This window comes from Erysipelotrichaceae bacterium 66202529 (genome assembly GCA_017161075.1).
Classification (GTDB): domain Bacteria; phylum Bacillota_I; class Bacilli_A; order Erysipelotrichales; family Erysipelotrichaceae; genus Clostridium_AQ.
Genome location: CP046174.1, coordinates 778157 through 793775, shown reverse-complemented (window position 1 = coordinate 793775; position 15619 = coordinate 778157). Strand labels below are relative to the sequence as shown.

The 15619-nt window shown below is 38.1% G+C and carries 13 protein-coding genes; 5 read left to right on the top strand and 8 right to left on the bottom strand.

Annotated features, from left to right (window positions below):
* The first annotated feature begins 49 nt into the window (after nt 1-49).
* On the top strand, nt 50-1996 hold the full coding sequence (locus tag GKZ87_03700) for an FAD-dependent oxidoreductase (GenBank protein ID QSI24675.1): 1947 nt from the start codon (nt 50-52) through the stop codon (nt 1994-1996).
* Between the two features lie 354 nt (nt 1997-2350).
* Here GKZ87_03700 and GKZ87_03695 read toward each other — a convergent pair whose 3' ends face one another.
* From GKZ87_03695 to GKZ87_03685, 3 genes are all read right to left on the bottom strand, one after another.
* On the bottom strand, nt 2351-3817 hold the full coding sequence (locus tag GKZ87_03695; GenBank protein QSI24674.1) for a GntR family transcriptional regulator: 1467 nt from the start codon (nt 3815-3817) through the stop codon (nt 2351-2353).
* 463 nt (nt 3818-4280) lie between these two features.
* A complete protein-coding gene (locus GKZ87_03690; GenBank protein ID QSI24673.1) occupies nt 4281-4655 on the bottom strand; it encodes a hypothetical protein in 375 nt (124 codons plus the stop codon).
* Nucleotides 4645-5901, bottom strand: a complete 1257-nt coding sequence (locus GKZ87_03685; protein ID QSI24672.1) for a DNA repair protein — start codon at nt 5899-5901, stop codon at nt 4645-4647. The genes GKZ87_03690 and GKZ87_03685 overlap by 11 nt, the downstream gene beginning before the upstream one ends.
* A gap of 150 nt (nt 5902-6051) precedes the next feature.
* Here GKZ87_03685 and GKZ87_03680 point away from each other — a divergent pair, with 150 nt between their 5' ends.
* Complete coding sequence (locus tag GKZ87_03680) at nt 6052-6648, top strand: LexA repressor (protein ID QSI24671.1); 597 nt, start codon at nt 6052-6054, stop codon at nt 6646-6648.
* A 522-nt stretch (nt 6649-7170) separates the two neighbouring features.
* Entirely contained in the window at nt 7171-9426 is a 2256-nt protein-coding gene (locus GKZ87_03675; GenBank protein QSI24670.1) for an ATP-binding cassette domain-containing protein, read from the top strand.
* Between the two features lie 316 nt (nt 9427-9742).
* On the opposite strand, the gene GKZ87_03670 is transcribed toward GKZ87_03675, so the two are convergent.
* Both GKZ87_03670 and GKZ87_03665 read right to left on the bottom strand, forming a co-directional pair.
* On the bottom strand, nt 9743-10066 hold the full coding sequence (locus tag GKZ87_03670) for a hypothetical protein (GenBank protein QSI24669.1): 324 nt from the start codon (nt 10064-10066) through the stop codon (nt 9743-9745).
* 146 nt (nt 10067-10212) lie between these two features.
* A complete protein-coding gene (locus GKZ87_03665; GenBank protein QSI24668.1) occupies nt 10213-10587 on the bottom strand; it encodes a molecular chaperone Hsp90 in 375 nt (124 codons plus the stop codon).
* A 390-nt stretch (nt 10588-10977) separates the two neighbouring features.
* On the opposite strand from GKZ87_03665, the gene GKZ87_03660 reads away from it, so the two are divergent.
* Both GKZ87_03660 and tgt read left to right on the top strand, forming a co-directional pair.
* A complete protein-coding gene (locus tag GKZ87_03660; protein ID QSI24667.1) occupies nt 10978-11622 on the top strand; it encodes a queuosine precursor transporter in 645 nt (214 codons plus the stop codon).
* The gene (gene tgt, locus GKZ87_03655; GenBank protein ID QSI24666.1) at nt 11609-12823 is read left to right on the top strand and encodes a tRNA guanosine(34) transglycosylase Tgt; all 1215 of its coding nucleotides are present in this window, start codon (nt 11609-11611) and stop codon (nt 12821-12823) included. The genes GKZ87_03660 and tgt overlap by 14 nt, the downstream gene beginning before the upstream one ends.
* Nucleotides 12824-13007: 184 nt before the next feature.
* On the opposite strand, the gene rpsI is transcribed toward tgt, so the two are convergent.
* From rpsI to GKZ87_03640, 3 genes are all read right to left on the bottom strand, one after another.
* Nucleotides 13008-13412 carry a 30S ribosomal protein S9 gene (rpsI, locus tag GKZ87_03650; GenBank protein QSI24665.1) on the bottom strand — a complete coding sequence of 135 codons (405 nt, stop codon included), beginning with the start codon at nt 13410-13412 and terminating at the stop codon, nt 13008-13010.
* A gap of 12 nt (nt 13413-13424) precedes the next feature.
* A complete protein-coding gene (gene rplM / locus GKZ87_03645; GenBank protein ID QSI24664.1) occupies nt 13425-13862 on the bottom strand; it encodes a 50S ribosomal protein L13 in 438 nt (145 codons plus the stop codon).
* A gap of 768 nt (nt 13863-14630) precedes the next feature.
* Complete coding sequence (locus GKZ87_03640; GenBank protein QSI24663.1) at nt 14631-15488, bottom strand: DegV family EDD domain-containing protein; 858 nt, start codon at nt 15486-15488, stop codon at nt 14631-14633.
* Nucleotides 15489-15619 lie beyond the last annotated feature (131 nt).

The following is a 15619-nucleotide window of genomic DNA, read 5'->3' as shown; positions in this document are numbered from 1 at the left end:
CGATTACATTTTGCATTCATGATAAAATATAAGTAAAGGAGACGTAGTTATGAATACCTATACACATTTATTTTCACCTGTTGCAGTTGGGAAAACAGCTGTAAAAAACCGTCTGTTCATGCCTCCGATTTCTACAAATCTGGCATATAAGGGCTATGTTACAGACGAATTGATCAAGCATTATGAGGCCCGAGCAAAAGGAGGGGTCGGTTTGATTGTTACCGAGGTGACAACTGTCGAACCGACTTATATTTATCTGCCTGGCGACATGTCGATTCACGATGATTCCTTTATTCCGGGATGGAAAAAGCTGACAAATGCAGTACATCAATATGGTGCAAAAATTCTTCCGCAGCTATTTCATCCTGCCTATATGGCCTTTCCTATACCCGGGACACCACGATTGATTGCACCTTCCAATGTTGGGCCTTCCTACGCGAAGGAAGCGCCAAGACCGGTAACCATTGAAGAATTACATATGATCATCAAGCAGTTTGGTGAAGCGGCATTCCGCGTAAAGCAGGCAGGTGGTGATGGTGTGGAAATACATGCCGCACATGCGCATGGCCTGCTTGGCGGTTTTTTGACTCCGCTATACAACAAGCGCTGTGATGAATATGGCGGGGATATCAATGGTCGTCTGAAGCTGACACTGGAAGTCATTGCAGAGGTACGTAAAATGTGCGGGGATGATTTCATTATCGATGTGAGGATTTCCGGTGATGAATATAGTGATGGCGGATTAAACCTTGATGATATGGTATATGTATCCAAGCAGCTGGAAAGAGCTGGTGTGGATATGTTACATGTATCAGGCGGTACGACCATCAAGCGTGGAAGTGCCATTCCTGCTGCAGGCACCAAGCCTGGCGCACATGCACATCTGTCTCAGGAAATCAAAAAGCATGTAAGCATTCCAGTAGCTACAGTAGGGCGTATAACAGAGCCTTGGATTGCGGATGAGCTGATTGCAAATGGTAAAGCAGATATGTGTATGATTGGACGTGCTAATTTGTGCGACCCTGAATTCGCCAATAAAGCTATGCATGGACGAGATGATGATATCCGCCCATGCATTGGATGTCTACGCTGTTTAAATGGCATCATGTTTGGTAAACGGGTAGCATGTACAGTAAATCCTTCGTTTGAATTAGAGAATGAAGACACACTCAAGCCAGCAGAGGTCAAGAAAAACGTTCTAGTGATAGGAGGTGGACCTGCCGGTATGGAGGCTGCCTTTGTAGCAAAGCAAAGAGGACATCATGTAGTTTTATGTGAGCAAAGCGATATGCTTGGTGGTTTAATGAAGATTGCATCTGTACCGATAGCCAAGCAGGATTTAGCAAGAGTGATCAAATATATGAGCAGACGTCTTAATCATGCTGGTGTAGATGTGCGTTTACATTGTAAAGTGGATAAAGATATGCTGCAAAATGAATTCTCCGGATATGAGGTCATTGCCTGCAATGGGGCTGCTCCTTCTGTTATCAAAGACTTTACGAAATTTAAGCAATGGGCGACAGCTGATGATATTTTGGCAGGTAAAGCCTTCCCAGGGAAAAACATTGTAATTCTTGGCGGCGGCTCTGTAGGTTGTGAAACGGCAGATTATCTTGCACCACTTGTTTATGACCGCTATCCTAGAGATCGCAATGTAACGATATTAGAGATGACAAAGGATATCATGGCAACAGAATCCGGGCCTGGGCGTAGCCTTCTTGTACAGCGTTTGATGAAAAAAAATGTACAAATGCTTTGTAATGCCAGAGTTGAAAAGGTCGAAGAAGACAAAATTTATTATCTGAAGAGTGGAAAAACAGAATGCATTACAGATGCGGATACGCTGATATTTGCAATCGGTTATCATAGTGATCCTACAATACAGGAGTTGCTGGAAGAATGCGATATGACATATCATATGATTGGTGATGCTGCTCATACCGGTACAATAAAGGACGCCATTCATAACGGTTATGAAACAGCTCGCTGTATCTAATTTATCTCCTGATTTTAGCTTGTTGTAGCATTCGCACTCCATAATACGTATATTACAATAGTAAAAGAAGGACTGTATAGAAAGCGTATGCTTATCATACAGTCCTTTCTTCTATTCTTATTCAGATTTCTCCATCCTATTTGATGATTGGATCAGTGTCATCATAGTCTTTTAATTGTGGATAAATATTGTTATATGAGAAAATCCAAATAAAGTATTATTATGCAGCACCTATTGTTTTCTTAAAGCTGTATGCTGTGTGCTTTTCTATTGATGTATATGACTATATCATTTTTAATTATGTAAACTCTAAATCAAAAAAAGTATTACAATGATTACCATAATCATTCACCTTCATATATCCATTTTAATTGTAATCATCTGAAGACTCTTTGCAGCTTCTATATCTGCAGCAACCAACTGACTTCGCAGTTCCTCTAATACAAGATAAAATAAATATTTCATTTCACTCACATACAATTGCTCATCCTTGTTCCTCATAGCATATCTGAGTATATCAAAAATATGAATCAGCAGTTCTTTATAATGTCCGGTATTCAGGTGACACACAAATGGATACACCCATAAAATATGCTGTTTCAATTCCTCAAAAATCCCCTTTAAGCTGTTTTGATTATTTACACTCATAATGGAATCACAGTATTCACATATCAATCGAATCCAGTTTATAACGTTATTGGAAGCTGTAGGAATCCCACTCTGAGTCTTTTCAAAATACTGTACCATGCTGTCAAAGGACAGCGAAGTAAATGTTTGACAGGTCAATTGCAAAATATGCAGACACTGCATCCCTTCTATAACACGTTCTCTCACACCGGTATCTTTCAGTATCTCATGAATTCTATGCTCATCACATTGAATAACCTTCATGCCTTTTCCTCCGATAGGCTCAATGACACCAGTTGCCTGCAAAATCATCATAGCTCTGCGTAAAGTTGGTTCACTTACCTGATAGATTTCACAGAGATCCAATACACGAGGAAGCCTGCTATTTACAGGATAAACCTGATAAATGATATCTTTCAAAAAAGCACTTGCGACATTATAAATAAGTCTGGGCCGTCCCCGATATATATTCCAGCGAAAGTCAACTTTTTCTACAGGGGTTTGTACAGGTATTCTATCATATCGTTCCTGTGTTCGGCGAGTATCGAGCAGAAAATATTGCCTTATAGCTTCATACAATTCCTGATATGTTAATTTTCTGTAATAAGCTGCATCAATAAATGCATGTGTCTGCTCTTTATCCTTAACCGCCGTTGTACCGTTTAATTCAAATGTTTTCATATTTTCATAAAAAGACAGTCTGCCAAATAAGGCGATTTCTGTATACAGACTGTAAATCAAGGGATTTCCAAATACAGACAGGATTGTTTCTACAAGCTCCATTGCAGATTTTTCACCTTGCGTCATTTCGATGCTTTCATGTATAGCAGCACATTGTTTTTCATCCATTTGATAAAGAGCTTGAGTTAAAAGGTCTGGAAGCAAAGCATTACGGACTTCGCATAAATCCTGTACAGCTTCCTTTCTAGCTAGAAAGAAATGAATACAGTTTTCCATATAATCCTGTTCATTCAATCCCAAGATAAGACGTGAGTGTCTGCCCCGTGACATCTCTATATAATGATTTTCTTCCAGAAGCTTAAAGGCATGTATGACTGGGCGTCTTGACACATGAAAACGTTCAGCAAACTGAGATATTGCAGGGAGTTGTTCTCCCTGTCGAAAGATTCCAAAAAGAATCGCTTCTACAATGTAATTGTATATCCATTCATGCAGACTTATTTCTTCCTTCATCTAATCATCCTCTCCAAACTATACGTTTCTTCCTTTCTATCTTACCACACCGTTGGCGTCGCCACAAACGCTTTTACATAAGTATTTATCTTTGATTATAGAATAATGACTATTTACTTAATTAGCATTAGTATACAGGTATATAATAAAATAACCCCATACTTTCTTAACAGGTGGCTGTGTGTAAAATACTTTATAGTATACAAAAGACTTCATGAGAGAGGCTTCATTGCCATCCAATGATTCCTGTAATGCCCGCAAATATCATTTGAAAATGCAAGTATTGTCGCTTTGTAGAAAAGCATTCAAAATATTACTATGCTAATACCTACAAGAATACCTTTGTTCTGCCTTTTATAACCTAAATGCATATGACGAAAAGATTCGAAATCATGCACGCCGTAAATTTTTTTGGTGTTTTATGAATGTATGAAAACAGTGCGATGGAATGTATTAAGCACTTTTATAGAAATAATTTACCATTTTCCCCAGCAAGATCATTACAGCTACGCCATTCCTCACTATTGATTTCGATAATGTCATGGATATTTATAACCTTATCTACAATCTGGATAAGGCGCAGATATTCTGGATCAAATTTGGATACCATCCCTTCCACTTTTACATATTCCTGCTGATCATAATAAATAATTTCTACGATTTGTCCAAGTTTCACCTGTTGAAGCTTTCTATTCAGTATTTCACACGCATCACTTGACAGCCTCTTTCTATCAACGACTACACGCTCTTTACATTTTAAGTAATCTCGAAAGCCTTTCAGGGTATCAAATGGTAAGAATAACTTTGCCCGTGCTGCATGTTTTTGCTCATTCCGCATTATGTCCACCTACTAATTTATTACGCGAAACTGTAGTCGCTTTATTCAATAAATTCATACCCTTCAAAACCACGTTTTTCCCAAATTTATGCTTAATATCAATTAGTGTATGCAGTAGCTTCTTCTCTTTTTCTAAAGCATCATAATCTGTAAACAAATCGAAAGTTTCATACGCCTCATCCACAACATTGCCAAAGCTTATCGTCAGCATATGTATGAGCTCACCACGGTTCACCGTATCCATATAAAGCTTTATGTATGCATCAAGAAGCAGCGCATAGGAGTTCGTAATATTCGGTAATTTTTTTGAGCCTCCCGTTGACGTTACATTGTTGGAACAATAACCGACATATAAGCTAATATGATTGGTGGCACAATGCGTTTCCACCAGATTCTGTACATTTAATTCTACCATCTCCTTCAGAACAAGCAGCGCTTCATTATAGTTATAATCTTCAAATAGTATCTGACTATTCGATAATGAATTTATTTTTGATTTATAGGCTTTTATTTCTTTAATCGTCGTTGGCTCTCTACCCCATGCATGATCTATTAAATATTCAGCATTTACACCAAATTCCCGGTAAAGCAAGCGCTGATCCAAATGAGCAATATCATACATATCACATACACCGTATTTCTGCAAACGTTTAGAAATACCTCTTCCAATATGCCAGAAATCAGATAGAGGTTTATGATGCCACAAGGTTTCTTTATAAAGTCTTTCATTTAATATTCCCAAGTTATCTGTACTATGCTTTGCGGTTATATCCAACGCGATTTTTGCAAGATAGAGATTGGTTCCAATACCTGCAGTTGCTGTAATACCGGTAGTAATGTAGATATCTTCGAGTATCTTCTTTGTCAGATTTTTTGCATCGATGCCATACAGTTGAAGATAATTACTTACATCAAGGAAGGCTTCATCTATGGAATAAACGTGAATATCCTCATGTGAGACATATTTAAGATAAATACCATATATATCAGCTGAATAACGCATATACAAATTCATGCGCGGAAGTGCAGTTATATAAGAAATATGTTCTGGGATTTCAAATATTCTACACCGGTTATGAACGCCTTGTGCTTTTAACTTCGGGGTGACTGCTAGGCAAAGTGCGCCTCTTCCTCTGGAAGGATCTGCGACAACAAGATTGACCGCAAACGGATCAAGCCCTCGCTCAACGCATTCGACTGATGCAAAGAAAGTTTTCAAATCAATACATAGGAACGTCCTATTCATATCATCACCGCCTCTTTACTAAGAGTATATGCCAATAAGTTGCAATTATCAATATCAAATGCAACAAATTTTTAATTTTTTGTATTTTTTTATTTACTTGTTGCAAATATTTGCAATACGAATTATAATGGTGAAAAGAGGTGAATCACTATGCAATTAAAGGACTTATTAAATGAATACAAAAAACGTATGAATGTAACAAACGATTATATAGCAGAACAGGTAGGTGTTAATAAATCAACAGTTTCACGGTGGATGAAAGAAGATACACGAGTAATGAAACCTATGGTGATTGAGAAGCTTTCTTATCTGCTTGGAATAGATGTGGAATCCTTACTGAAAGGATCTGATCGATTTGAAAAGCCTGTCCTTGGCACCGCAAAAGCCGGATATGGGCTGTATGCTGAAGAAAATCTTACCGGTTATGAAGAAGTATCAAAAAGTGATTTTTACCGTGGTGATTATTTTCTCCGTGTCTGCGGAGATTCTATGACAGGCGCTCACATTCATGATCAGGATTTGATTTATGTCAAGCAATGTGATGATGCAGAAAGTGGTACTATTGCCGTTATTTTGATTGCAAACACAGAGGTCACCATCAAACGGGTCATCAAAAAGGATCATCTTCTTATTCTTGAAGCAGCCAACCCTGCTGTTCCTGCCCGGTATTTCACGTATGAGGAGGTACAGGAACTCCCTGTAAAAATCATTGGAAAGGTTTTATACAGCCGCTCGGATATCGCGTAGTCTGTTAAAAATGCATTTTTACTAACAGTATAAAAATATTTCTAACATCATTATTTCAGCTTATCTCATCATAAATCAATACCTAAAAAAACAGTGCATAGATCATCATTTCATGGTTCTTTTATAACAAAGACAGGATTATTCACTTTTCAATATCGTCTGAATGCTAATGATTTGTAGCCATTCATCAGTACTGAAATAATATTTTCTAAATACAATCCTTATTCTTTTAAGCTGTTATATCATATCGCATGTGATATCCATACAATACAACACCTCGACGAAATGAAGTTTTTCTATATTTGCAGGATTATGCTTTATGTATACACAGCACACAAAGTCTTAATACACATATAAATAACATATAAGCTTTTAAAAGCATCTCATATAGTCATGTCTATAATACCTAACGATATAATACCTTTTGCATATATACTTTGCCATTGACTCTGCCATTAGGGGAGACTATATAATGAAAATGAATCATAAATTTCTATAAGAGAAATGACAAAGGAGTACACAATGACAAAACAGAACAGTATCGTGATTAAGGGATTGCACCAAAACAATCTGAAACATGTAGCGCTTAAAATTCCAAAAGAAAAAATCGTTGTATTCACAGGAGTTTCAGGGTCCGGTAAGTCAAGTATTGTATTTGATACGCTTGCCGCTGAAAGTCAACGGCAAATGAATGAAACTTACACAGCTTTTATACGTAGCCGATTACCAAAATATGAAAAACCTAAAGTAGATTTTATTGATCATTTGAGTGCATCTGTAATTATTGATCAAAGCAGACTACAGGGAAATGCCAGATCCACCGTAGGTACAATCAGTGACCTGTATTCAATGATGCGTTTATTGTTTTCGCGTATTGGTGAGCCGCATATCAAAAGTGCGTCCAGTTTTTCATTTAATGATCCTGCCGGTATGTGTCCGAAATGCTATGGTCTAGGTAAGATTGTGGAACTGGATTTACGCAAGGCATTAAATCAGGATAAATCATGGTGTGAGGGGATGGTTGACTTACCAGCGTTTCATCCTGGAAACTGGTATTATCGCCAGTATACAGAATCCGGATTATTTGATGTAAATAAAAAGCTGAAGGATTATACAGAGCAGGAATATAATCTTTTACTATATGGAGCGTATAAGCGTGGAGGTAAACGTTTGAATAAACGTATTGAAGGTATTCATAATCATTTTTCCAGACTCCTGATCAATCGTGACCATATGAATTCATCTGATATTTCAAAGAAGCGACTCGATGAAATGACACAGGAAAGAGAATGTCCACTTTGTCATGGCCGGCGTTTACATGAGAATATATTATCATGCAGAATCAATGGCTACAATATAGCTGAGCTATGCGAAATGGAGTTTCTGAAATTACGTGATGTTTTACTAGATATCAAAGATACAAGAGCTGAAACAATTATCGAAAATCTGATAGCCTCATTAACACGAATGATTGATATCGGCCTCCCGTATTTAAGCATGAACAGAGAGTCCTCCACATTATCTGGGGGTGAAGCACAAAGGTTGAAACTTGTACGCCATATGGGAAGTTCTTTAACAGGGCTTACCTATATTTTTGATGAACCCAGCACAGGTATGCATCCCAGAGATGTGTATCGTATGACTAAGCTGCTGAGAAAATTAAGGGATAGAGGGAATTCCGTTCTGGTAGTTGAACATGATAAGGATGTGATTAGTATTGCTGATGAGATAATTGATGTAGGCCCGTTTGCTGGGAAAAATGGAGGACAAATCATGTTTCAGGGAAGTTATGAGCAGCTTCTGTGTTCACATACATTGACTGGACAGGCAATGCGAGAACAGGTCAAAATAAAAGAACAGCCAAGAATACCACTTAAATATCTCCCCGTCACGGATGCATCAATACATAATCTGAAACATATCTCCGTTGATATTCCCCTTCAGGTTCTTACAGTAGTGAGTGGTGTTGCAGGTTCTGGGAAAAGCTCATTGATTCGTGATGTTTTTGCAAAACAATATAAAGACCGTGTAGTAATGATAGACCAGTCTCCTATAACAGCAACAGGAAGATCTGCCCCTGCCACATTTCTGGATTTCAGCAATGATATTCGAAAAATTATGGCTGTGGAACATCAAATTGATGTTGGCATGTTCTCCTTCAACAGTAAAGGAGGCTGTCCCCATTGCCATGGAAAGGGTGTCGTAGTAACTGAGCTTGTTTTCATGGACCCAGTAACCACAAAATGTGAAATGTGTGAAGGAAAGCGTTATAGTGAAGAAGCTTTATCCTATCGCTATCGTGGAAAGAATATATCTGAGATCATGGAGCTCTCGGTTGAGGAAGCTTTAAAATTTTTTTCAGATCATTCCAAAATATACAGAAAGCTACAAACGTTATCAGAGGTCGGCTTATCCTATCTTTCGCTTGGTCAGCCGCTATCGACACTTTCCGGAGGTGAGCGTCAAAGAATTAAGCTTGCAAAGCATTTAAAGAACAAGGGAAATATTTTTATTCTCGATGAACCCACCACCGGTCTTCATGCTTCAGATATTAAAGGTATTATGAAGCTTCTGGAAGGTTTTGTAAACCGAGGAAATACAGTTATCATAATTGAGCATAATCTGGATGTACTGAAGCAGGCAGATTATGTTATTGATATTGGTCCAGACGGTGGCACCAACGGCGGTGAAATTGTGTTTATAGGAACCCCCAGACAGATGCTCGAAAATGCAGATACAATTACAGCGCAGTATTTGAGAAAATCATGTGCTGTATGAATGAAAGCAGAATCCGGTAAGACGCAAACTTATATTCACTTTTAGATATTTCTGGTCAGGATATATGAATACCAGCTACCTATATTTGAGGGCTTTTGTATCCTTCAGTGCTTGCATGAATGTTCACAAAATTTATATAAGTATTCAAGCGCAAATGTACAAATTCTTTTTCTGAAGTGCAAAAACAAATGTTAGACAAGCTTCCAAAAATAACTCTCTGCAGATTCCATGTCCATAACCTCCTTCAGCTATCTAACATAAAAAATCCGGAACATTTAAGCATCTGCAGCTTCCGGATTTTCTTCAGCATCACTAATCACGACAAGGATAAGAAATGAGCAAGGATTCCAATCACCTCTCCCAGGATAGTTGACATAATCAGCATTGGTACAACTGATTGCTTGTCATCTTTAGAAACAATAATTACCATAGGCAGTGCCAACACTAATCCTATCACTCCTCCCTTCAACCACCATGTAAGGCCAAGTAAGTCCATATTCACTACGATAAACGGTAATGTAAAATAAAACACGAACGCTGATAGTACGGAATATTTATCGAGCTTCATTTTTATCATCGGCAATACATCAATCGCTCCAATAACGATTCCTAACAAACAGGTTATAAAAAATTTTTCCATAATTCCTCCTTATTTTCCTACATTAAATTAGACGGAGGATGAAATATTTTGTGACAGCATTTCATGATTTTTTATTATGGAAGTTCTCATTGTGTTAACAATAATAAAAAAGGGCATCAATTATCGTTAATCAATGCCACTCATAATTATTTGGATTTTACACCCTCCAGCAAACTCTCTTTCTCCTTTAAAATAGAAGCTGCTGCTGCACATGCCGGACAGTCACAATAAATTGCACCATTCTGTTTGATCTCCTTTGCATGCTTCGCTATATGAGCCGCCTGCTCAGCTCCAAAAAGCTGTTTTCCCTGATCTGACTCTGCCAATCCTATCAAATCGTCAATTGCAACAATATCTTCTTCCAGCTCTTGAAGAAATGCTTTTGTTGCTTCCTCTATGCGATCTGTTCCTGCCGCGTCCAGCCATGCCTGTGCTGCAGCCTTTGCCTCGGCACTACATGTAATTGCATTCATAAGCTCCTGTGTCTTTTCTGTGATGTAATTCATCAATTTCTGATCCATATCATACCCTTCTTTCTTGTTATTATGCTTTCATTATACATCGTTCTTTTTCAATTGTCATTTCAGCAGTTCAGAAAATCAGAGAAAATCCTATTTGCATGTAAAACTATCATTATGAATCAATTAAAAAGCCTATATACATAATGAAGCATCTGTTTCATATGAAGCCTTCAACATTAGCTGTATCTGATTTAAGATTATATATGCGTTTATGATTTCTTTCCCTACTCCGCAGATTTTACTTTCACAAGCCTGAGAATCTTAAAAAATAGATCTCATGAAGTTATATCAACCTGGCATATCACACAAAGCTATGAAAGTGAAACCCAGCATAAAAATCATCCGTTTACAACTGTTCGCATTATGAAAAATTTATGTTATAATACTTTCATGTCAAATTTTAAATTAAAGCTTTTAATATATTTCGCAGCAGTTTCTGCGAGTGCGCTGCTGATTTCAAATCTGGCAGCAGTTAAGCTATGGAATTTTTTTGGTATCGCAGTTGATGGAGGTGTGGTAGTGTTCCCGATTACGTATATCATCGGGGATTTGATTGTTGAATTTTATGGGAAAAAGAACGCCAAAAATATTATCCTAGCCGGATTTTTTATAAATATACTTGCAATTATTGTATTCTATATCGTGATTGCATTACCACCCTATGACGGTTGGACTATGCAGAACGCACTGGCAAGTGTGCTTGGATTCACACCACGTATTATTATAGGATCACTAAGTGCCTATGTTTGTTCAAATATCTTAAACAATTATATTTTCACAAAGATGAAAACCGGAAACGGTCTGTTCGCTTCCAGTTTTATCGCCCGTGCTTTGGGTTCTTCCGCCTTTGCACATATTATCGATTGTGTCATATTTGAGACAGTTGCCTTTATTGGTGTTCTAACCTTTAAAGAATTTTTGGCACAGGCAGCATTTGCCTATGTTATTGGAATTGGCTTTGAGATCTTGTTCTCACCAATGGAAGCATGGATTGCAGAAAAGTTAAGAGGTAAAATGACAAATGACGAAGTATAAGAATAACAACACATTTAGTTTTGAAATTACAAAAAGGATTCCAGGTAAGCTTGGACGCGCCGGTATCATACACACACCGCATGGGGATATTAAAACTCCTGCATTTATGTGCGTTGGTACAAAAGGCGAAGTAAAATTTGTATCCATGAAGGATATGTATCAGATAAATGCACAGGCCATGCTTAGTAATGGATATCATTTACGGAATACTTCCTTTGAAATTGCTGATAATGGAGGACTAGCTCAATGGTCAGGCTGGGATGGCCCGACTTTAACGGATTCTGGTGGTTTTCAAGTTATGTCACTGGGCTCTGGAATGGGTAAAGTTGTCAGTATGAAACGGGAAAATGCAGTAATCAATGCAGATCCTAAGGATCGTCTGGCTCACGTAAGTGAAGATGGTGTCAAGTTTCATGATCCCTTCACTGATGAGGAGGATTTCATAGGCCCTGAGGAATCTATGCAGATACAGTGCCGTATTGGTGCTGATATCCATATGGCGTATGATGAACTGACATCCTTAGCCGATAGCTATGAATATAACGTTGAAGCCTTGGCTCGAACAGAGCGCTGGGCTATTCGTAGTCTGGAAGAACATAAAAAGCATTGTGATGATCTTGGCTATCATCAGTCCTTATATGGAGTTTTGCAAGGAGGACGCTGGGAAGACCTGCGCCGGTCAACCTCCAAAAAATTCGCTAACATGGATTTTGACGGCTATGGATTAGGTGGAGCATTTCTAAAGGAAAGTCTTGGTGAAATTTTGCGATGGTGCTGCGAGGAGCTTCCGGAAACCAAACCACGGCATCTGCTTGGTTTATCTCATCCTGATGATATCCTGATTGGAACTGAGATGGGTGCTGATACATTTGATTGTGTAGCTCCTACGCGGGAAGCAAGACATGGGAAGCTATATACAAAATACGGTACCTTCAATTTAGCGAAATTCACAGATAGTCCGCTGGCGATTGATGAGAATTGTGATTGTCCTACCTGTAAAGCCGGCTGGACACGTGGGCAGCTTCGTGTATTGTGGAAATCAGAGAATAGTGAAGATAGAGAAAAATATTTCAACCTGGCGTCCATGCACAACTTGCGCTTTATCATTCGCCTTACAGAGGATATACGAAAAGCCATTCTTGAGGATCGATTCGAAGAATTTAAAGAGAGCTTTTTGAAAAATTATTATCCCAAAAAATAAATATACCACATTAAGGAATATGTAGAGCATTCATTTGCTCTACTGTATTCCTTTTTTAACAGCCTTCCTGTATAGATTTCTATACCCTTTCTAAATCTATTCATGAAACCAACAAAAAAACCCCATAAAATGGGGCTTTCGTGTGTGTACATAAATGTACGTGAGTGTAGAAAGTATGTACTTTCTATCTCTTTGAGAACTGAGGTGCACGACGTGCCGCTTTCAGACCGTATTTCTTACGTTCCTTCATACGGGAATCACGTGTTACAAATCCTGCTGCTTTCAATGCAGGACGGTAATCAGCACTAGCTTCCATTAAAGCACGTGTGATACCATGACGCATTGCACCAGCCTGACCTGTATAACCTCCACCTTGCACGTTGATTTTAATATCAAACTGACCTAAAGTTTCTGTTAATTCAAGTGGTGAACGAACAACCATACGTAAAGTTTCCAGTGGCAAATACTCCTCTAATGTTTTACCATTAACAGAGATGTTACCACTACCCGGAGTCATAAAGACACGAGCAACAGAAGTTTTACGGCGTCCTGTACCATTGTAAGTTACTGTATTTTTCTTAGCTGCCATTTCTTATTCCTCCTAACCCTTGATCTTCAGCTCTACTGGTTTCTGAGCTGTGTGTGGATGTTCACTACCTTCGTAAACAAACAGATGTCTACGCATTTTGTCACCCAGTTTTGTATGAGGCAACATACCGTAAATAGCTCTTTCGACCCATTCTACAGTATAGTTATCCTTCATAACACGTGCTGTACGCGTACGAAGTCCTCCTGCATAACCAGAGTGGTTGTAGTATTTTTTAGTGTCCAGCTTGTTTCCTGTAAGTTCGATTTTGTCAGCGTTTGTAACGATAACGAAATCACCACAGTCTACGTTTGGTGTGTAAGTAGGTTTGTGTTTACCTCTTAATACTGATGCTACTTCTGTAGCTAAACGACCTAATGTCTTACCCGTTCCGTCAACAACGTACCAAGTACGTTCAACTTCAGCAGGTTTTGCAAATGTTGTTTGGCGCATGTTGATATCCTCCTATGTAGTTTCCGGGGCTACAAGGGCATAAGTGCCTAACTAATATTCTATATTCAAACCCGCATTAAGTCAACATTTATTTTTCTTTTTTTCAGCATTTTTCAGCTATGTTTTTAAAAGAGACTATTCTTCCTGCCATTATGATAAATGCCAACAAAATCACGGTATTTGCCAGTATCATGATCCATCAATCTGCTGTCTCTTCTGCTCGTATTACCAAATTGCATTTCTTTACTCTATAATTTCAATATAAAGCGATTCTTCAGATTTCTGCTTGTCGTAAAATAAAAAACAAAACCATATCCAACACTTATACATTTCATCTTTAAACAATCCTTATTCACTTAATCCTCATTCCACCTGGATCACACAACAGAGAACCATATATGCGAATTATATGTGCGATCTGCTTATGTTTATTTAATTTCATTATTTACATGCCCCTCTACAATCATTTCTGTTGATTTATTATGATGATACATCCGCCATTCGTCAATGAAACAAAAGAAATTCATAATCATACACTTTGCTGCAATCAATATGATTAGGGTTATTACTGCATCATATTTTTCTCACTCATCCATTAAGAAACATGACGGTCTGCTGTCTATTACTCCAGGCTTTGATGATGTCCCTAATGATTTCTTCAAATAAACACTGCCTATGCTCATAACGTAATATCAAAATTACATCCACGCACCTGCATAAAAAAACAGAAGCACTTCAAAATAGCGTGTCTCTGTTCTTTTCTAAATATCAATCCAGAATCTGTACGCAGATTCCCAGTGTACCCGGGCCGGTATGCACCCCAAGTACTGGTGAAACCTGCTTCATGATAAATACATCGGTCCCAGGAAGTCTATCCATAATACAATCACGAATTTCTTCAGCAACCTCCTGCGCATCTCCATGCATAATCGCAATATTATACCGATGGTGCCCTTTCGCAAACTCCAAAGCTAAATCCTTTGTTTTTGTTATGGATTGCCGTCTTCCCCTTACCTTGGCAACTGTATAATAAATACCTTCATCATTACAGGAAATAATAGGCTTCAGATTTAATGCATTCCCAAAAAGAGAAGCAACCAGACCAATTCTGCCGCCTTTCTGTAAATACTCCAGTGTCTTTACAACAAAGAAAACCTTACACTGCGCAATGCCACGCATAAGCTTTTCTTTGATTTCTTCAAAGGACAATCCTTCTTCTATATAACGGGCTGCCTGTATTGCATGAAAACCACCACCAATCGAGATATTCTTTGTATCCATAATAAAGACATCCAAATCCGGTATCTGATCCGCAATCAGATGAATCATATTATTTGTTCCGCTGAGGCCACTTGATAAGGTAATTGCAATTACCTTTTCATACCCGTCAGTGCGTATTTGATCAAATATCTGATTGATTTGCTCACCATTAGGCAGCGATGTCTTTGGCACCTCTTTTTCAAGTCCCTGATATACCTGCTCCGGTGTAATATCCACGCCATCCAGATACTCAGCATCCTTATAAATAACCTTTAACGGTATAACATACATATGGTACTGCTCAACAAATGTCTGAGGAACATCGCAGCAGGTATCGACGAGGACAGCAATTTTTTCTTTATTCATTAGACAACCTCCTGTTTCTAAAGAACGAAACTAAATTCTCATATTACACTTACAGTATAATATAATCACCATAATTAGTCAATCTAGTTTTTATAACTATTTACTTCTAATAAATAAGGTATCCCACTCCT